The sequence below is a fragment of the Brevundimonas vesicularis genome, from assembly GCF_044807075.1.
Classification (GTDB): domain Bacteria; phylum Pseudomonadota; class Alphaproteobacteria; order Caulobacterales; family Caulobacteraceae; genus Brevundimonas; species Brevundimonas vesicularis_G.
Window position 1 is genome coordinate 499,875 of the sequence record NZ_CP085234.1, and the last position, 18,762, is coordinate 518,636.

The 18,762-nt window shown below is 65.2% G+C and carries 20 protein-coding genes and 1 pseudogene; 13 read left to right on the forward strand and 8 right to left on the reverse strand.

The window, feature by feature from the left end:
- Positions 1-59 precede the first annotated feature (59 nt).
- The gene (locus LG306_RS02400; RefSeq protein ID WP_185224137.1) at positions 60-536 is read left to right on the forward strand and encodes a DUF411 domain-containing protein; all 477 of its coding nucleotides are present in this window, start codon (positions 60-62) and stop codon (positions 534-536) included.
- A gap of 44 nt (positions 537-580) precedes the next feature.
- On the opposite strand, the gene LG306_RS02405 is transcribed toward LG306_RS02400, so the two are convergent.
- Positions 581-1,024 carry a helix-turn-helix domain-containing protein gene (locus LG306_RS02405; RefSeq protein WP_312734894.1) on the reverse strand — a complete coding sequence of 148 codons (444 nt, stop codon included), beginning with the start codon at positions 1,022-1,024 and terminating at the stop codon, positions 581-583.
- A gap of 70 nt (positions 1,025-1,094) precedes the next feature.
- Between LG306_RS02405 and LG306_RS02410 the strand changes: the two genes are divergently transcribed.
- Positions 1,095-1,922 (forward strand): cation transporter, encoded by an 828-nt coding sequence (locus LG306_RS02410; RefSeq protein ID WP_185224138.1) that lies wholly within the window; start codon positions 1,095-1,097, stop codon positions 1,920-1,922.
- A gap of 73 nt (positions 1,923-1,995) precedes the next feature.
- On the opposite strand, the gene LG306_RS02415 is transcribed toward LG306_RS02410, so the two are convergent.
- The 5 genes from LG306_RS02415 to LG306_RS02435 all read right to left on the reverse strand — a co-directional run bounded on the left by LG306_RS02415 (position 1,996) and on the right by LG306_RS02435 (position 7,168).
- Positions 1,996-3,969, reverse strand: coding sequence for an ATP-binding protein (locus LG306_RS02415; protein ID WP_312734900.1), 1,974 nt, complete (start codon positions 3,967-3,969; stop codon positions 1,996-1,998).
- Complete coding sequence (locus LG306_RS02420) at positions 3,969-5,024, reverse strand: macro domain-containing protein (protein ID WP_312734903.1); 1,056 nt, start codon at positions 5,022-5,024, stop codon at positions 3,969-3,971. Before LG306_RS02420 ends, LG306_RS02415 begins: the two co-directional genes overlap by 1 nt.
- Before the next feature lie 9 nt (positions 5,025-5,033).
- Entirely contained in the window at positions 5,034-5,678 is a 645-nt protein-coding gene (locus tag LG306_RS02425) for a DUF4433 domain-containing protein (protein WP_312734906.1), read from the reverse strand.
- Positions 5,679-6,174: 496 nt separating this feature from the next.
- A complete protein-coding gene (locus LG306_RS02430) occupies positions 6,175-6,729 on the reverse strand; it encodes a hypothetical protein (RefSeq protein ID WP_265150934.1) in 555 nt (184 codons plus the stop codon).
- A 1-nt stretch (position 6,730) separates the two neighbouring features.
- Positions 6,731-7,168: a hypothetical protein gene (locus tag LG306_RS02435; protein WP_265150933.1), complete on the reverse strand. Its 438-nt coding sequence runs from the start codon at positions 7,166-7,168 to the stop codon at positions 6,731-6,733.
- Positions 7,169-7,915: 747 nt separating this feature from the next.
- On the opposite strand from LG306_RS02435, the gene LG306_RS02440 reads away from it, so the two are divergent.
- Positions 7,916-8,161, forward strand: coding sequence for an XRE family transcriptional regulator (locus LG306_RS02440; RefSeq protein ID WP_404417877.1), 246 nt, complete (start codon positions 7,916-7,918; stop codon positions 8,159-8,161).
- 10 nt (positions 8,162-8,171) lie between these two features.
- On the opposite strand, the gene LG306_RS02445 is transcribed toward LG306_RS02440, so the two are convergent.
- Positions 8,172-8,576, reverse strand: a complete 405-nt coding sequence (locus tag LG306_RS02445; protein ID WP_404417880.1) for a hypothetical protein — start codon at positions 8,574-8,576, stop codon at positions 8,172-8,174.
- A gap of 313 nt (positions 8,577-8,889) precedes the next feature.
- On the opposite strand from LG306_RS02445, the gene LG306_RS02450 reads away from it, so the two are divergent.
- From LG306_RS02450 to LG306_RS02465, 4 genes are all read left to right on the forward strand, one after another.
- Entirely contained in the window at positions 8,890-9,438 is a 549-nt protein-coding gene (locus tag LG306_RS02450; RefSeq protein ID WP_265150930.1) for a hypothetical protein, read from the forward strand.
- A 2-nt stretch (positions 9,439-9,440) separates the two neighbouring features.
- Entirely contained in the window at positions 9,441-10,178 is a 738-nt protein-coding gene (locus LG306_RS02455; RefSeq protein ID WP_313452412.1) for a TnsA endonuclease N-terminal domain-containing protein, read from the forward strand.
- Entirely contained in the window at positions 10,171-10,737 is a 567-nt protein-coding gene (locus tag LG306_RS02460) for a hypothetical protein (protein ID WP_404417883.1), read from the forward strand. Before LG306_RS02455 ends, LG306_RS02460 begins: the two co-directional genes overlap by 8 nt.
- Before the next feature lie 27 nt (positions 10,738-10,764).
- Positions 10,765-11,954, forward strand: a protein-coding gene (locus LG306_RS02465) for an IS3 family transposase (RefSeq protein ID WP_404413560.1) whose coding sequence is annotated in 2 segments (ribosomal slippage) — positions 10,765-11,017 and positions 11,017-11,954 — 1,191 coding nt in all. Because the reading frame shifts where the segments join, the coding sequence is not laid out codon by codon here.
- Positions 11,955-12,313: 359 nt separating this feature from the next.
- Here LG306_RS02465 and LG306_RS02470 read toward each other — a convergent pair.
- A pseudogene (locus tag LG306_RS02470) lies at positions 12,314-13,068 on the reverse strand (IS5 family transposase); the annotation flags it as partial.
- A gap of 267 nt (positions 13,069-13,335) precedes the next feature.
- Between LG306_RS02470 and LG306_RS02475 the strand changes: the two are divergent.
- From LG306_RS02475 to LG306_RS02500, 6 genes are all read left to right on the forward strand, one after another.
- The gene (locus LG306_RS02475) at positions 13,336-13,704 is read left to right on the forward strand and encodes a hypothetical protein (protein ID WP_404417886.1); all 369 of its coding nucleotides are present in this window, start codon (positions 13,336-13,338) and stop codon (positions 13,702-13,704) included.
- Positions 13,705-13,877: 173 nt separating this feature from the next.
- Positions 13,878-14,285 carry a hypothetical protein gene (locus LG306_RS02480; protein ID WP_404417889.1) on the forward strand — a complete coding sequence of 136 codons (408 nt, stop codon included), beginning with the start codon at positions 13,878-13,880 and terminating at the stop codon, positions 14,283-14,285.
- A gap of 167 nt (positions 14,286-14,452) precedes the next feature.
- The gene (locus tag LG306_RS02485; protein ID WP_404417892.1) at positions 14,453-14,941 is read left to right on the forward strand and encodes a hypothetical protein; all 489 of its coding nucleotides are present in this window, start codon (positions 14,453-14,455) and stop codon (positions 14,939-14,941) included.
- 89 nt (positions 14,942-15,030) lie between these two features.
- Entirely contained in the window at positions 15,031-15,825 is a 795-nt protein-coding gene (locus tag LG306_RS02490; RefSeq protein WP_404417895.1) for a tyrosine-protein phosphatase, read from the forward strand.
- The gene (locus LG306_RS02495; RefSeq protein WP_404417897.1) at positions 15,822-16,505 is read left to right on the forward strand and encodes a polysaccharide biosynthesis/export family protein; all 684 of its coding nucleotides are present in this window, start codon (positions 15,822-15,824) and stop codon (positions 16,503-16,505) included. Before LG306_RS02490 ends, LG306_RS02495 begins: the two co-directional genes overlap by 4 nt.
- Before the next feature lie 6 nt (positions 16,506-16,511).
- Positions 16,512-18,752 (forward strand): GumC family protein, encoded by a 2,241-nt coding sequence (locus tag LG306_RS02500; protein WP_404417900.1) that lies wholly within the window; start codon positions 16,512-16,514, stop codon positions 18,750-18,752.
- Positions 18,753-18,762: the final 10 nt, after the last annotated feature.

The following is an 18,762-nucleotide window of genomic DNA, read 5'->3' on the forward strand; positions in this document are numbered from 1 at the left end:
CGTGTCGCGTGCGCGGAGCCGGCGCGCTGCTAGGATCAGGTCCGTCCGCAGGAGCCGTCATGTCCTCTCTTCGCCTCACCCGCCGCGCCGCGCTCGTCACCGGCTTGGCGACCGCCGCCCTCCCGCCGCTCGCCCAGGCTCAGACCCCCGGTCGGGTCGCGCGGCAGATCACGGTCTACAAGACGCCCTGGTGCGGCTGCTGCGGCGGCTGGGTCGCGCACATGCGCGGCGCCGGCTGGACGGCGCTCGTGGTCGATCTTGATGACCTCGCCCCGATCCGGGCCCGTCACGGGATACCGGACCGCCTCGCGTCGTGCCACACCGGCGTGGTCGGCCGCTACGCGATCGAAGGCCATGTGCCCGCGTCGGATGTCGAACGGCTTGTGCGTGAAGCGCCTGCCGCGCGCGCCCTGACCGCACCCGGCATGCCCGCCGGATCGCCCGGCATGGAGGCCGCCGGCCGAGAGCCCTATGTCACTCTCCTGATCCTCGCGGATGGCTCGACGCGCCCCTTCGGACGACACAACGGCGCTTAAGGCGGCCGCGCCACCCGATCCCATCCGACCAGGCGGGATCAGCTTCACGGGGCGGACAGGGAGACCCGGCTCGGGCCGTCACCTGGAGGCGCTCTCAGGGCGTCGAGGACGCAGCAGGCTTCGACCGTCGTCCGGCCACACTGGTCGAGCACCGAGACAAGGGTCTTTTCCAACCGCCGAAGATCCGAGATCTTGACCCGTACCGCGTCCAGATGCGCCGCCGCCACGTGATCGACCGCCTGGCACGGACCGGCGGCAGGCCCGGTGGACAGCGTCAGCAGGCTGCGGATGTCGTCATGCGAGAAGCCGAGATCGCGGGCGCGCCGGATGAAGAACAGCCGGTCCAGATGCGCCCGTTCATAGACCCGGTGGCCGCCCTCCCCGCGTTCCGGCGCGTCCAGCAGACCGATCTGCTCGTAGTAGCGGATGGTGACCACCTTGCAGCCGGTGCGCCGCCCCAACTCGCCGATAGAAAATCTCTCTGTCAAAGGCCTTGAACCTATAGGGACTATAGGTCGTATATCGGCGGCCGACACGTTTCCGGCAAGGCTCGCTCCGATGAAAGACTGCTGCTCCCCTCCGACGTCCGACGAGGTCGGCCCGACCTGTTCAAGCCGGAGCGTCCTGGAGCCGGCGTCCGCCCCGGCGGAGGCGGGGTGCTGCGCCGGACCGAGCCCCTGCGCCTCCAAGCCGTCCTTCGTCACGACCGCGCCCATCGTACCAGCCCATACCCACTTCGCGGGCGATGACTGCTGTTCCGCCAAGGGCGACGAGATCGCCGCGCTGGGTGAGCACGCCGACGTCCGGCGCGTGCTGATCATCGTACTGACGATCAATCTGCTGATGTTCTTCGCCGAGTTCGGGGCGGGTCTGTTTGCGCGGTCCACCGCTCTGATGGCCGATTCCATCGACATGCTCGGCGACGCCCTCGTCTACGGGCTGAGCCTTTACGCCCTGAAGCGCAGCCTGCGCTGGCGCGCCGGAGCGGCGCTCGTGAAGGCCGCCGTCATCGCCGCCTTCGGCGTCTGGGTCTTCCTCGAAGTGGTCCGCAAGCTGATGGGCGACATCACCCCGACCGCCGAGACCATGGGCGTGTTCGGCGCGATCGCACTGGTCGCGAACCTGGCCTGCCTCGCCATGCTCTACCGGTTCCGGAACCGCGACGTGAACCTGTCGAGCACCTTCGAGTGCTCCCGCAACGACGTCATCGCCAACACCGGCGTGTTGATCGCGGCGGGTGGGGTGGCCTGGTTCAACGCTGGCTGGCCCGACATCCTCGTCGGCGGCGTCATCGCCCTCCTGTTCTTCCGCTCGGCGATCAAGGTGCTCGGCGAAGCCTGGCCCCAGTTCCGCGCCGCGCGGCCGCAGGCCGTTGCGCTCGACTAGAGCGGATCGCGCGCGCAGCCGAGGCGGCGCGACGGAAACGACGAAACCGCTGTCTGTCAGCGCGACCCGAAGGTCAGGACCCCGGCGAGGTCTCGGGGTCGTCGCCGGCCTCCCGGCCGAAGCTTGTCTGCAAGGCCCGAAGCCGGGTGGCGATCTCCTCGTCGGAAACCTCCACCTTAAGATGGTCCTGGATGTACTGAAGCCGGGCGTCGCATTCGCGCAGGATTTCGCCCCAGCACCGCACCCACACCGTGTAGTTGGGCTGCCGCACGGCGATGCCGATCTCGCGTCCTTCCTGGGTGATCGCCTGTCCGACGATGTCGTCATATTCCCCCACGACCAGGAAGAAGTTCCACCGCGTGTCGGTGTGCCGGAAGTCTGGCGCGCCGGCCAGGGCCAGGGCGTAGTCGGAAATCTGGTTGAGCATCTTGCGATCGGCCTTGGCCGACGGCCGCTTGAGCTCCACGATCAGATACTCCCGTTTTTCCTGATAGGGCCCGGGGATGCTGCGGCCGAGCAACTGGTCGACCCGGCCGGCTCGACCATCCGGCTTGGTGACCCGCCCGCCGGCGCGCTTCCCGCCCAGGTCCTCCGAGACCCGTTGCATCACCTTGGTCAGGCCCGCTTCGGGAACCGCGAGGTGAAACTGCTCGCCGAAGATCCAGGTGTTGTCCCGCACCAGCAGGTCCAGCCCGCCGCGTTCGCGGATGACCTTCTTGCCGTCCGTGTCGAACACCGCCTGGCGCAGCGTCTGGAGGAAGGCGATCCGGTCGGCGATCAGGCTGGACGCCGCGATGATGTTGGACAGCTCGGTCTTCTTGAGCAGGGCCGAGAACTGGTTCTGCCGCTCCTTGGGAAGTCCCACCACGGCGTGCAGGATCTGGGTGAGCGAGTCCGGATTGTGCCGCAGCGCCTCACGCAGCAGGGTCAGGGTCATCCGCTTCAGGCCGGTGTCGGCCTTGCGGAACTCCTTGGAGTAGTTGGACACGGCGTAGGTCGCCATGTCGAACACGTCTCGCTCCCGCTGCTGAAGCGTATCGGTCGGGTCGCCCTCGTAGGGATAGGCCCCTGCGGCCTTGAGCTCCTCGATCAGGCGTCCGGCCCGCTCGTGGCCGCGTCGGCGGAAGTGCGCCTGCGACTGATCGCGGACCGCCTCGACGACCTTGGCGAAATCGCCGTCGGTCAGCTCCAGTTCGAGCAGGTTGTCGGCGGCGAGTTCGACGAAGAAGCTGGAGGTCGCGTAGATCGAGAAGGCGAAGTCGGGCGCATTGATCCGCGCCGGCTGCGAGCCGAGCACAATGCCGTTGTCGCCGCAGAAGTGGATCTTGCGGCTGTCGATCGGCGTCGACCATTCGACAATGTCGAGCTTCACGTCGCGGATCGTCCGGTCCTTTCCGACGATGGGCGGCAGGACGAGAGAGACGGCGTCGGCGATCGCCGTCGACGGATCGATCCGGGCGCCGTCGTACCAGAGCTCCAGCTGCGGGTAGAGCTTCAGATACTGGGCGAATATAGCGGTGAACTGCCGGCGCTGCTCGTCGGTGACGAGGGCGTCGAGATTCTGCTTCAGCGGATGCAGCGACACCGAGACTCCCGGGGCGCCGATCGCCGGCTCCGGATCGCCGATCTCGGCGGTCTCGATGGCTTCGGCGCGGATGTCGATCGACAGCTGTTTGAGACCGTCCTCGCTCGCGTATCGCGAGGTCCAGCGGGCGCGGTCGGCCAGGGAGAAGAACCGCAGCCGACCTCGTCCCTCCTTGCCGTGATAGGCGCGGCCGCTCGGCGCGGCGGAGCGTTTCCAGGATTCGCCGAGTTGTCCGAAGTCCCGGTCCGCGCGGTCCGCGCTGATCCCCTCGCCATCGTCGTTGACGATGATCTCATCGACGCCGCCCAAAGCCGTGCGCCGAAATTCGACATGGACGCGCGTGGCGCCGGCGTCGAAGCCGTTCCACACCAGTTCGGCGATCGCGCGCAGCGGCTCCGTCGTGCGGACGACGGTCTCGATGTGGTCCTGCTTGGCCTGAAGCTGAACGCGATGGGTTGCCATCAGGCCGCCAGCGGCCGCGACGCCAACCAGCCCTTGTCCTGCAGGACGTCATAGGCCAGCCGCACCTGCTCGGGCGAGAACTGGCGCTTGCGCTCGCCCCAGGCGTAGGTCTCGGACACCACCGCGTCCGCGCTTCCAGCGTCCAGACGGGTCGCGACCCAGTGCACCGTCGCCAGAAGCTCCAGGCCGAACGGCGACTCGAAGCCCTCGACCAGGTCGGTCACGCGCTCGAAGCGCGCCTGCGTCTCGGGGGCGTCCTTGAGCTTGGCCTGGGCGTCGACGACCGCGCCAGGCACCAGCTCCAGCCGCTTGGTCGGCGCGTCGCCGCCATCGGCGTAGCCCGACAGATAGTGGCCTTCGACCTCGCGCAGCACATGTCGGAGGTTCTCGGCGTAGGGCCCATAAAAGGCCTTGGCGTAGCGCAGCTTCAGCGGCTCGCCCGCCTCCTGCATGAAGTACATCAGCTTGTGGACCTCGAGCAGGCTGACGAACGGATCCAGCAGGCCGTTGAGATATCGGTCGACCAGCCCGACCAGCGCCGCGCGGCCCGGGGACATCAGGGGCACCTCACGGGATTTCGACATCGCGTCGGCCGCGGGGGCACCGCCCGGCTCATAGACGATGACCTCGACATCCGGGACTGCCTGCAGGGCTTGCTCGATGCGCGGCCGCACCTGACGCCAATCCAGCCCGCCCAGGCCGCTGCCGAGCGGCGGAATGGCGATCGACCGGATCTTCCGCTTGCGCATCACGCGAACCAGGTCGATCAGGCCGGCGTCGATGTCCTCCATCCGGCTCTTGCCGCGCCAGTGGCGTTTGGTCGGAAAATTGATGATGAAGCGCGGCGTATCCAGGCGATGGCGCTCATAGACGAACATCCGGCCCGGCTGGACCTCCTGCGCTTCGCACGCCCGTGCATAGGCCTCATAATTGTCCTGGAACGCATTCTTGAATTGCAGCGCGACGCCCCGGCCCATGACGCCGACGCAGTTGACGGTGTTGACGAGCGCCTCGGCGCCCGACTTCAGGATGTCGCCGCTGGTGAATGTGATCATCGCTCCCCCCTAGTAATACCACGTCGGCTGAAGGTCGACGCGCGGCGCGTGGGCGGCGCCGCGCAATCGTGCCTCCACCGCCAGCTTGACGGGCTGGTTCACCACCCCGATCCGTTCCACCAGATCCCACGGAACGCTGTCGTGCAGGAGAAACTCGGCCTGCTTGCCTTCCCGAACCTCGGCGGCGGACCAGGCGTTGGACATCACCGCGTCCCAACGGATTTCGTCGAGCGCCTCGAGGCTGTCGCGGAACTCCGCATAGTAGGCACGTGCATTCGACAAGGTGAACGCCCAGCGCCGCCCGTGAGCCTGCGCCCAGTTCACCACCGTGCGAAGGTCGGCCTCCAGGTGGACGATCGGTTCCTGGCCGCCGCGGTAGTTGACCTCGGGATGATTGCCCCGGTGTAGCAGATAGAGCATCACCGATCTAGAACAAAAATAGAACGGGACAAAATGACCGACCGTATCGCCAGGATGGCAGCGCACCGGAAGGTCCAGGCGTCGCGCCTTGATCGAGGCCATGCCGATGGCGGTGACCGGGCCGCGGCCGGCGATCATCCGGACGTCGCTGAACAGTCCGCCCTGACCGACAATTGTCGGCAGGTTGTCCATGTGGGTGATGTGATAGATTTTCGGGCGTGCCGGCGCAGGCATGGCGTGCGTGGTTCCCCCCGAGAAATGCGGCAAGTCCTCTGGCTGCCCGATTCGGACGATTGTCGTGCAGAAGCCGCCGTGGAGCAATCCGCGTCGGACTGCGAAAGTACAGCGAGTCGGCCGACACGCCTCATCGGTCGTCATCGCGCCCTGCGGATCGACCCGCCAGGCGAGCGGGTCCCAGAAGCCGAAATCGATCTGGACTCCGGAGTCAGCCGATCTAAGCCGGGCGTTCTTGGTGGAAGGGCGTTGGCCACAGCGGGGGGGGGGCCATCGTCGGCTTAGGTCCCAAAATCGGATACGGCATGGAGCGCGGCATTCCCGGCAACCCTGGCCTTCGGGCGCCATTACGTGACGGCGGCGGGACCTGGCCGATCGACCGACCCGTCGTTAGGAATCAAGCCCCGCTTCAAGTCGCCATCGATGAACCGGAACACGGCGCGTCAGGAGAGCCGCATCGTCCGAACCGATCTTGCCTCGTTGCCATGCGCAACGACTAGGTGCGAGCCGCTTCCACAAACGCGGCCATTTCTTCGAGGTTGAAGGAAGGCGTGCGGACGCGGGTCACAGCCGCAGCCAGACAGTGCTCGATCAATACGGGGTCCGACAGGCGCGCCAAGGCATAGGCGAGCCGTTCGAAGAGTTCGGCCTCCACGTCGAAGAAGGTGACGGGATCGAGTTCTTCGCCCAGCGCCAAGGCGCGTTCGACCAACGAGTTAGCCTCCTCCGTCCCCGTCAACGCCTCTTCGGCGTAGTCCAGAGCCATCAAGATTCCGTCTTGGTCATCCTGCAGGGCGACCGTCGCCAGCAACGAGAGGGCCGCCTCGTAGCGGCGCTCGACACGTGACTCCTGCGCGATCCGGACGACCATCCGCGTCAGACGCTTCTCCAACTGGCGGCATTCCAGCAACGCCGCAGGCGTCAGTTGCCAGGAATCGATCAGACCGACACCGTCGTTCAGGGTCTTGAGTTCGATCAGGCCGGCTTCATCCGGCGGGATGGCGGCGGCGTGCATCTTGAGCACGATCTCGGTCACAGGGGCCTCGCACATATCAGTTCTCCAAAGCTTCAAAGGGGTTGAATGGGGTCATGGGGTTTCGAGCCCGCGGCCCAAGGCCGAGCGGCTTCGGGATGCGACGCACCAGGATGTGATGCGAAGGCAGATGGATCGTCGGCGACGGCTGCGGGCCAGCCCGTGCGCTACGGATGACGCCATAGGCCTCGCGCTCGCCGGCGTCGTTGGTCAGCACCAGCGTTCGGGGTTGAATAGGGGCGAAGGATCCGAACTCGATCGCCCCCAACACGGCGAAGTGCGTTGCCGAAAACATCGTGAGGTAAACCGCCCGGCTGGGGATGGGCAGCGGTTCGCCGCCGACGCCATCGCTGTCCGGGACGCCTCCGATCAGGGAGGCATACAGTTCAGGAGAATAGGCGCCGCGGTCGATTACGGCCTTCGTCGGCGCCAGCTCGGCGCGGAACGGATTCCGCATGAAAAGAGGCGAAGGGCCCGTGTGGGCTCGGAACTTCATCGTATTCCAAGATTGGTCGCACTGACCTGCGTGGCAGGTCAGCGACTCCTAGCTAGGAGCGAGTTGGCAGAATGCGGGATTAGTGAGGTTTCGCCACGCAATCTTGGTAGACGTTATCTGCCACATGCGGCCATCTGCGTCAAGAAATACTTCTTGCGCCCTGCGGAATGCGACGATTCGTCTGTCAACACTCTAACGCCAACAGTAGTCGCGCTCTACACTGGCGGTGTAACGCCCACAGCGCCAGACCTGCCCGCCGTCCGTCATCCGCGCCCTGATCCTCGACGCAGATACTGGCGCGCCAGGAACCGCCCCAACTTGGCCCACTCCTCCCCCTCGACGCCTCCGCCCGCAGCCTTTCCGAGAACCTCCCTGAGCAGGAGGCTTTGTGCGAGCGACAGGCGTGCGTCGGGAACGACGACGGGAAAACTGACTTCCTGGCCCTCACTGTGAAACAGGCGGCTTTCCGCCAGCGCGACCGGGGCCGCTTCCGCTCGGCCCCGACGGGTGGCCCCTGCGTCGATTGGGGATCGTTCAAGGGGTTCTTGGTGACGACCTGCTGACTTGTCGAACATTGAAAGGCTCCGTTAATGTATGTGGGCCTATTCAATTCAAACTGAGTCTAAAAAGGCAACTTTAATTATGTCAGCGCGGCGTCGCCTGCCGGGTCATCCCACCGGAGCGCAGCTAAGGGCGGCGCGAGGGCTTTTGAATATGTCCCTGGCCGAGTTGGCCGAAGACACCGGCCTAGCGTTGAACACGTTGAAGCGCGCCGAAGCCGTCAACACCTTCGCCCCCATCACCTCGGCCAACGCCAAACTGCTAGTGACCGTGTTGTCCGCGGCCGGCGTCATCTTCATCCCCGGCGAGAGCGGGCTGGGCTCGGGCGTCCGCCTGGCGAGCGACGACGCGCCCGTCGAACGTCGCAGGCGCAGGACAGGCCAGCCTGAATAGCCGCCGGCCGTCACGACGCGGGCAGTCCCGACGCGATGCGTCGGATCACATCATGGTCGATCGACTGGGTGGTCCGCATGCGGCTTCCATCCACGCGATCGATCAACCGGCGCTGGATAGCCGCCTGCGCCGCGTCGCCCAGTTCTTGAACCGGATGGACCACCCTGAAGCGCATGCTCAATTGATCGTCGATGTAAGCTTCGGCCATGAGGTCCGTCGGCATGATACGGACCTCGACCAAGGTCGTGTCGTCGAGAACGCCAAGATCGAAATGATGTAGGGCCTTGCCGTGCAACTCGACCCCGGCCGCCCATTCGAAAAGTTCGCCCAGGACTTCGTCGAAGCGATACCGCTTGTCGGGCCGACCTCGTTCCCCTGGAATAAAACAGCAAGAACCGCCGAGCAGGCGGACCATGGAGGGCGCCTCGGCCAGTGAGCTGGCGCCCATAAGCGTAATTACAATGCGTGCGGTGTCGGTCGGACTGAAATGCTCCGCCGCCCGTCCGCGCCCGCCCTTTGCGATCAGACCCGCTTTCTGGATCTCCCGGAAGTACGACCGGACGGTGGGCACCTCGAAGCCCAGAGCGTCGGCGATGATCTGAATTGTCTCGCTAGCGATAGCCATATCTGCTTATCGCAGAATTTTTCCAAGAGTCCATTGACTCTTTCCCAGCTTTTATGGATTTTTTCTGAGAGAGGCCGATCACCGGTCATTTGAGGAGAGTAGTATGTCTGACGATAATCCCGGTCGCGGGATCATGGCCGAGTGCCGTGACATCGAGGCCAAGCTGTCTGCGGTAATCCACGAGATCGCCGAACAGCCCGACTTGGGTCTGCGGTTCGAAGCCGCGGCCGACCTCGTCAAGGGCTTGATTGACGACGCAAGTCTCGAAGGGATCGGCGACGCTGTTCACTGGGCTGAACAGCTCATGCTGGGCAACCAATCTCCCTGCTACGTCGGCTGCTTCGACGGGCACGGACACATGGCTCCGGAAGACCTCGCCTATGAAGACGCAGCGGTCGAAAGGACCTGCCTGGCGATCGCCCTCATCAAGCAGAAAGCCATCCGGAAGTGGCTACTCAAGAGCCTCGTGGCCTGCGCTCGCCACGACGTTAAGGCGGAAAACTGGCAAGGTCAGATCGAGTGGTTTGTCCGCCAAGCTCAGGGCCACGTTGACTGGGCCGAGACCGACATGGGGAACGTCAATTTCAAGGTCGAGATGCGCCCAGCCGGCGAGTCGGCCAGCCCTTCGTCCGGTGACGAAGTGGTGCACTAGCAATGCAGCTTCGCGTCAGCGACGCCGACCTGATCCGGCGGCCCATTCATTGTAACGGCGGCCTGATCGCCACCCTCGTTGAGCGGATTGACCGCCGGCCGATCCGGCCGGTCGCTACTGGGCGGCGGAACCGGCCTGTCGGCATGTATCCGAGCGTCAAATGCGGTCGAGCAGAGCCTTGGGAATCTCGCGTCGAACTTCATGCGCTCCACCACGCCGAAGTTAACACCGAGATCGTTGGCTATCGCACGCAGCCACACTCACTAGAGATGTCTGATTGTGGAGAGATTTCCCGATACACGCCGGATTTGGAATTAGTCTTGGCGACGGATGCCATCGAGATCGTTGAAATCAAGAGCGCCTATGACCCGTCGGCTGACGCCAGATACGCGCACAAGTTGGACCTCGCCTGTGAGGTCTACCGATCGCAGGGCTGGGCATTCCGCGTGGTGGAGGCGAACCAACTCCTGCAGGAGCCGCGCTTCAAGGCCGTCCAAGAAATTCAGAGCTATCGGCGCGCCTCACTGACGCCTGCCGACACATCCATCCTGTCCAGACTCTTCCGGGCGACGGATCAAGTCTCGTTCCAGGAGCTTACATCGGCTTATCCGACGCATCTGCTGGGCAAGGCAAAGGCCTGTGCGATGATGGTCCGCCGGATGATCAAAATCGATCTATCCAATGGCCTCTGCGCCAGCGCTGCTGTGACTTTGGTTTCGGGCTCGTGCGCTCATGGATAGGCGCATCAACATCAGGGCGGGAAACCGCATCACGATCGATGGCGTGGACTACATCCTCGAGAATATGGTGCCTTCCCAGACCCCTGGCGGTGCTGACGAGCTTCAACTCAAAGATTTTCGGACCCACAGAATTCGCCTCATGGGCCAGGAAGACTTTGATCGTCTGTACGCGGCGTCGAAGATCACTGTTTGGGATCCGAAAGCGGGCCGGGCAGCCGCGCTCGATGTTCCTCCCTGTGATAACGGGGATGATTGCGGAACTTGCAAGCCGTGCACTGCGGCAGCCCGACAGCGCGCGCTTCAACAACTGATGATCGCGTTCGATGATGCGCGAGAAGCGCGCGGGATTTCAAAGACCGACATCGCACTGCAAGCATTCCTCGATCAGCAGAGTTGCAGGTGGCCGGCGGACGTCGGGCCGATCCCGAAGGCGGCGGTGTTCCGGAGGTTGTTAAGAGAATGCGGTGTGCCGGGCGACCGTCGTGTTCGTGATCTTCGCCCTGTGGTTTCGAAATCTCGCAGTGACGTGACCCCCTTAAACTCCTCCAGGAATAGCTAGAGTCCGCCCCTCGAAAGGACGGACAGAATGAAGCGATCACGGTTCACGGAAGAGCAGATCATCGGGATCCTGCGCGAGCAGGAGGCCGGCGTTCCGGTGGCGGACCTGTGCAGGAAGCACGGGCTGAGCTCACCGACCTTCTACAAGTGGAAGGCCAAGTATGGCGGCATGGACGTGTCAGAGGCCCGGCGTCTGAAGGCGCTGGAAGAGGAGAACGCCAAGCTGAAGCGGATGCTGGTGGACTCGATGCTGGACAGCGTCGCGCTGAAGGATCTGCTGGGAAAAAAGTGGTGACGCCCGCTGCGCATCGAGAGGCGGCGGCGCACCTGCAGTCGGCCTACGCGATGAGCGAACGGCGGGCCTGCCGGGTGTTGGGCGTGGATCGGACGAGCGTGCGCTATCAGGCGACGCGACCGGACGACGGCGTCCTGCGGGATCGGCTGAAGGCCCTGGCCCAGGAGCGACGGCGGTTCGGCTATCGCCGCCTGCACGTGATGCTTCGGCGCGAGGGGCATGCGGTCAACAAGAAGCGCGTCCAGCGGATCTATCGCGAGGAGAAGCTGACGGTGCGCCGGCGCGGCGGGCGCAAACGCGCCATAGGCACGCGGCGTCCGCTGGAGATTCCCCTGGTCGCGAACCAGCGCTGGTCGCTGGACTTCGTCTCCGACCAGATGACGGACGGGCGGCGCTTCCGCATCCTGACGGTGATCGACAACTGCACGCGCGAGTGCCTCGGGCTCGTCGCCGACACCTCGCTGTCAGGGCGACGGGTGGCGCGCGAGTTGGACGCCATCATCCTGCGGCGGGGACGCCCGGATACGATCATCAGCGACAACGGCACGGAATATACGTCCAACGCCATCCTGGCCTGGGCCGACGACGCCGGCGTGAGCTGGCATTACATCGCGCCGGGCAAGCCTCAGCAGAACGGCTTCAACGAGAGCTTCAATGGTCGGCTGCGCGACGAGCTGCTGAATGAGACGCTGTTCCGATCGCTGCCGCACGCCCGGGCTGTCCTCGAAACCTGGCGGCGCGACTACAACGAAACCCGGCCTCACTCGAAGCTGGGATGGTTGACGCCGAAGGCCTACGCACAGGCGCTCACCGGACAGAGCGGCCGGTCTGCTGCGCTGGTTGATGGCTGCTCAGACCGGCCTATTGCCAACCCCGCCAACCCCAGTTCAGATCAACCAAGGACTCTCGTTATGGCTGGATGAGAAACGGGGGTCACGTCAAGGTCCACGGCAGTTTGGCCGCGTCTCGGCCTCTGACCGTCAGACAGCAGAAAGCCCCACGGCTTTTGGCAGCGGGGCTTTTTGGTGTTTGGGTGCGGGAGTAGGATTTGGGCGATACCTCACACCCACAATCAGCTTCATGACTTAGCATGCTGACAGCGCCTCGGCACGGCAGCGTCCGCTGCCCTCCCTTTGGACCTGGCCGCCCTCTATTCACATCAAAGCGTTGTCTGGAACCTTCGCTGAAGGAGCCTCCATCAAGAGCGCAACGGCCCTCAGCCTGCGAGCCCTGACGCCGCCAAGTCTGCTTTCAACCTGGCGGCTCCTAGGCTCAGGACTCTTAGCCAGAAGAGCACTGTGGCTGCGAGGGCTATGGCGGACAGAAAGACGGTCGGGCATCGGTCATAGCGGGTGGCGACCCGCCGCCAGTCCTTCAGCCGCCCGAACATGATCTCTATTCGGTTGCGCCGTTTGTATCTGCGCTTGTCGTAGCGGACGGGCTCGCTCCGGGACTTCCGGCCAGAGATGCAGGGTGTGATGCCCATGGCTTGCAAGGCGTCCCTGAACCAATCGGCGTCATAGCCCCGATCGCCCAGCAGCCACCGCGCCCTGGGCAGGCCGTCCAGCATGGCCGCGGCGCCCGTGTAGTCGCTGACCTGGCCTGCCGTCATGAACAGGCTGATCGGACGCCCGTTGGCGTCGGTGGGGGCGTGAAGATTGGTGTTCATGCCGCCCTTGGTGCGCCCGATCAGTCGTCCGACGCCCCCTTTTTTACCCGCAGGCTCGAAGCCGTGCGGTGCGCCTTGAGATAGGTTGCGTCGATCATCACCATTTGATGCTCGGTCTCCGGGGCGGACAGCCCCTGCATCATCCTGAGGAAGACGCCCGCCTCGCTCCACCGCTTCCAGCGATTGTACAGCGTCTCGTGCGGTCCATACGCCGCGGGCGCGTCACGCCAGCGCAGCCCATTGCGATTGATTAAAATGATCCCGCTCAGCACCCGCCGGTCGTCAACCCGGGGCTTGCCGTGGCTCCTGGGAAAATGCGGCCGCAGCCGCGCCATCTGCTCGTCCGTCAGCCAATACAGATCGCTCATGTCCAGTCTCCTGCGGAGCCTGAATCAGATCGAACGCCTCACATCAATGGGTCCTGAGCCTAGTCGCTATGTGGAGCGCGAGCTGCTGCTCCAAGAGGTCCGCATCAAGGCCAGGCGCGGGGGCCGCGAGGGCGAGGTCTGGGCGGAATTGGCAAAGTCATTGGATCGACTGTTCTCGCGAGGCGCATGAGCCGGCATCCCGACGCCCAGGCCGGTCACGCGGCCTGTTGGCGTGCGCATCCGCCCGAGGCGGCGCCCGGCGTCCCCATGCGGCTGACGATGTTGACCCGTGTTGCACTGGACCTGATCCCTCTTGGTGCAGGGCGAGCCCTCCCCCTGCCGCCCGGCGTCATCCTCTATGACGAGACCACCTCAGCGTTCGATGATTGCCTGCCCCTGCACCTCGAGAGTTTTGCGGATGGGTCGGACCTACAGTTTGGCGTCGCCGTTCTTCTCGGGCTTGACCCGCGCCGACCCTGCGCTTCCGTTGAGTTCGCGGTCGATCAGTGGATCGACGACGACGTGGTGATCGTCGCCATGCCGGAGGCGGCGATCGGCGAGGATCATCCGAAGGCTGGTGCGTTCCACGGTCTGCGTCAGGCCTGTGGTCAGCCCTTCACGGTCGAGCCAAGCTGAACCAGCAAGGCATGGCGGCCTGCGAGTCTGGTGGTGAGATGCACTTAACGAGCGCCGTGGCCTTCCGGCTCGACCGGCCGGACGATTGGTTGCGTGCGTCGATTGCCGAACCCTGTCTTCCGGTTGAGCGCTCACCCATTGCCGCGTGATCGATCCGTCCGCTAAGAGGGCGCGTGATTGACACCTCTGACCTTTTCGTCCGCTCCCGCAGTGTTGTTCTTCTTAGTCGTGCGGCCCTGATCCTTGCCGGCGTGGGCGTGCTGGCGGCCGCCTTTCTCCCGGTCTCGTCCGCACCCTCGCTTGGCTCGGATTGGCTGAGCCATGGTGCAGCCTTTCTGGTGCTGGCGGCTCTGTCCGCCGCGGCTCTGCCCGGAACGTCGCTTCTGCGGCTGTGGTGGGGTCTGACGCTTCTTGGCGTGTTGATTGAAGTGATCCAGAGCTTGCCCGGCGTGAATCGAGGCGCGAGCGTTCTTGAAGCCGCCTGGGATTCGGCTGTTGTCGCGGCTGTGTTCCTGGTTATCTCGATCGGAGCTGTGCGGCGCCGAGCCGGCGGCCCGCATAGCGGCTCGGATCACCGCTGAGGCGCGCCCTCTGACTTACAAGACCCCGTCGCGGATATGAACCATTTGTCCGATCCGCCGTTTAATCCCCCAGTCATCTCATTTGACGTAATCGGGGTTGCTGACGCGATCTCCACCGTGCTAATCGCCTTGGCAATCTCGGTAGCCGTCTGTTCGAAAGGTCCACCATGAAGAAGTCCCTGAGCGTCGCCGCCGCTGCTCTCGCCGTCGCTGCGGTTTCCGCGGGCGCCTCGGCCCAGTCGGGTGCCCCGGCGCAAGCGCCGACTGCACGCTTGTCGGGCGCTGTCGGTCAAGTTACGGTGGACCGCGGCCAAGGCTTTGTCGCTTCGGACGCAGCGTCGATCCTGCGCGCCGGCGACGTGGTTCGGACATCGGCGGCCACCCAGGTTGTCTTTGCTGACGGCTGTTCGCTGCCGATCGCCGCGGGTCAGGCCTTCACGGTTCCTTCGGTTTCGCCTTGCGCCGCCCAGCTGGCCGGCGGCGGCCAGGCCGTCGAAACAGGCGGCGGCGCAGCGGCGACCACCTCCGCTTCGGCCGGCGGTCTGGCTGCGATCGGCACCACCGGCGTGGTGGTTGGCGGGCTGGCTGCTGGCGGTCTCGTCGCCGTGGTCGCCAGGGCGGCGGATGATGACGATGACGCGCCGATCAGCCGCTAACCGTTGATCCCGAGAGTCAAGAAGCGGCTTCGGCCGCTCTTTTTTCGCGAACTGTGCCGGCGCCGGGGGGGGCGTAGCGTATTCACTCGATGATCGATCTGCATTGCCATCTTCTGCCCGGCATCGATGATGGCGCCACAGATTTGGACGACGCTCTGGCGATGGCGCGCGTGGCCTGCGAGGACGGCATCACCACGCTGGCCTGCACGCCGCACATTTATCCGGGTCTGTACAACAATACCGCCGAGATCATCCACGACGGGATCGCCCGGCTTCGTGAGCAACTGGCGCAGGCGGACATACCGCTGGCCTTGACGGCCGGCGCGGATGCGCAACTCACGCCCAACATGTTGGAGCAGTTGCAGACCGGTCGCATCCCGACGCTGGCTGGCTCGCGCTATTTCCTGTTCGAGCCGCCTCACCATGTGGCGCCGCCGCGCATGGCGGAGGTGATCTTCGCCATTCTGGCGGGAGGTTTTGTGCCGGTAATCACCCATCCGGAGCGATTGACCTGGATCGAGGATCGCTACGAGACGATCTGTGAAGTGTTCGAGGCGGGCGCGTGGATCCAACTCACTGCCGGCTCGGTCACCGGGCTGTTCGGCCGTCGCGCTCAGTACTGGTCGGACAGAATGCTTGACGAGGGCCGGGTGCATATCCTCGCCAGCGACGGCCACAACCTTCGCCGGCGTCGACCCGTGCTTTCAGAGGCACGCGAACGCGTGGCTGATCGCCTTGGACGGCAAGCAGCGCTGGACATGGTGAGCGTTAGGCCTCAAGGCGTGCTGCTCGATCAGCCGGCGGCCACCATGCCCGCCCTCGCCCATGCGTCGCCCCGGCCCGAAAAGCCCGGGCGCCGACACTGGTTTGGAGGTTTCAGATGATCCGCACATCAAGCGCAGCTTGCGCTGCCGCCCTGCTGGCTTGCGCCGGGGTGAGCGCCTGTGCGACACGTGCCGCGCCGCCGCCCGTCGCCTTGCCCGCGCCTGTCGTTCAAGCGACGCCGCAGCCAACCTATAGGATTGGTCCTTTCGATCAGTTGCAGGTCAATGTCTTCGGGGTGCCCGAACTGTCTGGCGCAGCGCAGGTGGATGGCGACGGGCAGTTGAACCTGCCGTTGGTGGGCGCCGTCGACGCCCTGGGCCGCACACCGCCGCAGTTAGCGGCCGAGGTGGAGCGGGCCTATGCCGCACGCTATGTCCGCGACCCGAACGTCACCATCCAGGTCACCACGCCGTTGAGCCAGCGGGTGGTGGTGTCCGGCCAGGTGCGCGAAGCCGGCGTCTTCCCGGTGCAGGGTCGATTGACGCTGGTTCAGGCGATCGCCCAGGCGCAAGGCCTCAGCGACTACGCCAACGCCTCGAACGTCGTCGTGCTGCGGGAAGTCGACGGCGAGCAGAGCGCCGCGCGATTCGACCTGCGCGAGATCCAGGCCGGGAGAATGGCCGACCCCGAGCTAGCTCCAGGCGACACGGTGATCGTAGACACCGCGCGCGCGCGGCGCCTGATCCGCGACCTGGCACCGCTCGGCACCCTTTTCGCTATCTTCCGCGTGTTTGAGTAACGCCCGATGACTTCCATGCTCCCTGCGGCAGACGGCGGCGCCACGACGACGGCGTCCCCCCGCCCCCTGTTCGGTCAGGATGGCGACGGTCTGATCGACCTGCGCCGCCTTTGGCATATCGTGTTGAAGCGCTGGTGGATCCTTGCCGGGGCCCTGGCGCTGGCCCTGGTGCTCGGCGTGGTCGTCACCCTGCTGTCGACGCCGATCTATCGCGCCAGCGCCACCATTCAGATCGATCGTGAGGCCGCGCAGGTGGTCGATGTCGAAGGCGTTCTGCCAGCCGAGAACATGTATTCTGCCCAGGAGTTCTACCAGACCCAGTACGGCCTGCTGAAGAGCCGGTCCCTGGCCGAACGGGTGGTGACGGCGCTGCGCCTGGCGCAAGATCCGCTGTTTATCGAAGAGAACCGTCGCAGCCCCGCCAATGCCAGGCCGTCTCCGGAGCAGGCGGGCGATTCCGCGACCGAGCGGAACCGCAAGGCGGTTAACCAACTGCTCGACAACCTGCGTGTCAGCCCAACGATCAACTCCCGACTGGTGACGATCAGCTACGACAGCGCCGATCCGGCATTGGCTCAGGCGGTCGTCAACAGCATCACCGAAACCTTTATCGCCACCAATCTCGAGCGGCGTTTCGAAGCCTCCTCCTACGCCCGCCGGTTCCTTGAAGAGCGGATCGAGCAACTGCGCGCGCGACTGGAGCAATCGGAACGCGAACTCGTCGCCTATGCCTCCAACCAGCAGATCATCAACATTCCGAGCGCAAGCGCGACGTCGGAAGGCGGCACCAACCGCGGCCGGTCGCTGATCGCCTCCTCCCTGGAAGCGCTTAACGCCTCGTTGGCCGAGGCCCGCACAGCCCGCATCGGCGCCGAAGAACGCTGGCGTGCGGCTCAGGCCTCGACCGGACTGGGACTCAGCGAGGTGTTGTCGAGCCCGACGATCCAGGCGCTGCGCGAACAACGCGCCGAACTGACCGCCAAGCGGCAGGAACTGCTGGAACGTTTCCAGCCGGAATACCCCAGCGTTCAGCAGCTCCAAGCCCAGATCACCGAACTGGATCGGCAGCTGGCGGCCGAGGCCGGCGACGTGCGTCGTTCGCTACAGGGCGAATATGCGTCGGCCGCTGCGGCCGAACGCTCGATCCAGGGCGAGATCGACACCCTGAAAGCCCAGGCGCTGGATCTGGATCAGCGCAGCATCCGCTACAACATCCTGCAACGCGAGCTGGACACCAACCGCACCCTGTATGACGGCCTGCTGCAGCGTTACCGCGAGATCGGCATCGCCGGTGGCGTGGGCACCAACAATGTGTCGGTCGTGGACCGCGCCGACCTGCCGGTGAATCCGGTGGCTCCGCGCCCGCTGATCAACCTCGCCTTGGCGGGTCTGCTTGGCCTGCTCTTGGGCGCCGCGATCATCTTTGTGCTCGAGTTCCTGGACGAGTCGCTGCGCGTACCGGCCGACATCGAAGCCAAGCTGGCCTTGCCGCTGCTCGGCAGCGTGCCGCTGCTGCCGTCGTCCGCGGCTCTGGCGCAGGCCGAGCGCGATCCCCGCTCGGGCTTCTCTGAAGCCTACCACTCGGTGCGCTCGGCGCTGCAGTTCGCTCGCGCAGGCGGCATGGTTCGCACGCTTCTGGTGACCAGCTCGCAGCCGGCGGAAGGCAAGAGCACCTCGTCGGTTGCCATCGGCCGCGCCTTTGCGCGCATGGGCATGAGCGTGCTGCTGGTCGACGGCGACCTTCGTAATCCGTCCCTGCACAAGATGCTGGGCGGAAACAATCGGCTTGGTTTTTCGTCGGCCCTGGCGGGATCGGACGTGGACGCCTTGCTGCAGCCGACGGAGCAGGAGCATCTTACCCTGCTGTCAAGCGGTCCGCGTCCGCCCAGCCCCGCCGACCTGCTTTCCAGCCAGGCCTTGTCCGACGTTCTGTCCGCGCTCGCTGACCGGTTCGATCTGGTGATCGTCGACGGCCCGCCGGTGATGGGCTTGGCGGACGCCACCCTGCTCGGCCATGCGGTGGAAGGCGTGCTCTTCATCAGCGGCGCTGGGATCGTGCGTCGCGGCACGGCGCTGCGCGCCATTGACCGACTGAGGGGCGCGGGCGCGGACATCCTGGGCGGCGTGCTGGAGCGTTTCGACACCAAGCAGGCCAATCTTGGCGGCTACGGCTATGAGTACACCTACGCCTATGATTACGGCATGGAGAAGCCGGCGGGCGGCAAGGCGCGTCGACGTCGGGCCTGAAGGGCGCGTT

What these genes read in the sequence shown, in the direction of transcription:
- LG306_RS02400 (WP_185224137.1), top strand. Translation starts at nt 60, where the DNA reads ATGTCCTCTCTTCGCCTCACCCGCCGCGCCGCGCTCGTCACCGGCTTG.
- LG306_RS02410 (WP_185224138.1), top strand. Translation starts at nt 1,095, where the DNA reads ATGAAAGACTGCTGCTCCCCTCCGACGTCCGACGAGGTCGGCCCGACC.
- LG306_RS02415 (WP_312734900.1), bottom strand. Translation starts at nt 3,969, where the DNA reads ATGGCAACCCATCGCGTTCAGCTTCAGGCCAAGCAGGACCACATCGAG.
- LG306_RS02420 (WP_312734903.1), bottom strand. Translation starts at nt 5,024, where the DNA reads ATGATCACATTCACCAGCGGCGACATCCTGAAGTCGGGCGCCGAGGCG.
- LG306_RS02425 (WP_312734906.1), bottom strand. Translation starts at nt 5,678, where the DNA reads ATGCCTGCGCCGGCACGCCCGAAAATCTATCACATCACCCACATGGAC.
- LG306_RS02430 (WP_265150934.1), bottom strand. Translation starts at nt 6,729, where the DNA reads ATGTGCGAGGCCCCTGTGACCGAGATCGTGCTCAAGATGCACGCCGCC.
- LG306_RS02435 (WP_265150933.1), bottom strand. Translation starts at nt 7,168, where the DNA reads ATGCGGAATCCGTTCCGCGCCGAGCTGGCGCCGACGAAGGCCGTAATC.
- LG306_RS02445 (WP_404417880.1), bottom strand. Translation starts at nt 8,576, where the DNA reads ATGGTCCGCCTGCTCGGCGGTTCTTGCTGTTTTATTCCAGGGGAACGA.
- LG306_RS02450 (WP_265150930.1), top strand. Translation starts at nt 8,890, where the DNA reads ATGTCTGACGATAATCCCGGTCGCGGGATCATGGCCGAGTGCCGTGAC.
- LG306_RS02455 (WP_313452412.1), top strand. Translation starts at nt 9,441, where the DNA reads ATGCAGCTTCGCGTCAGCGACGCCGACCTGATCCGGCGGCCCATTCAT.
- LG306_RS02460 (WP_404417883.1), top strand. Translation starts at nt 10,171, where the DNA reads ATGGATAGGCGCATCAACATCAGGGCGGGAAACCGCATCACGATCGAT.
- LG306_RS02475 (WP_404417886.1), top strand. Translation starts at nt 13,336, where the DNA reads ATGCGGCTGACGATGTTGACCCGTGTTGCACTGGACCTGATCCCTCTT.
- LG306_RS02485 (WP_404417892.1), top strand. Translation starts at nt 14,453, where the DNA reads ATGAAGAAGTCCCTGAGCGTCGCCGCCGCTGCTCTCGCCGTCGCTGCG.
- LG306_RS02490 (WP_404417895.1), top strand. Translation starts at nt 15,031, where the DNA reads ATGATCGATCTGCATTGCCATCTTCTGCCCGGCATCGATGATGGCGCC.
- LG306_RS02495 (WP_404417897.1), top strand. Translation starts at nt 15,822, where the DNA reads ATGATCCGCACATCAAGCGCAGCTTGCGCTGCCGCCCTGCTGGCTTGC.
- LG306_RS02500 (WP_404417900.1), top strand. Translation starts at nt 16,512, where the DNA reads ATGACTTCCATGCTCCCTGCGGCAGACGGCGGCGCCACGACGACGGCG.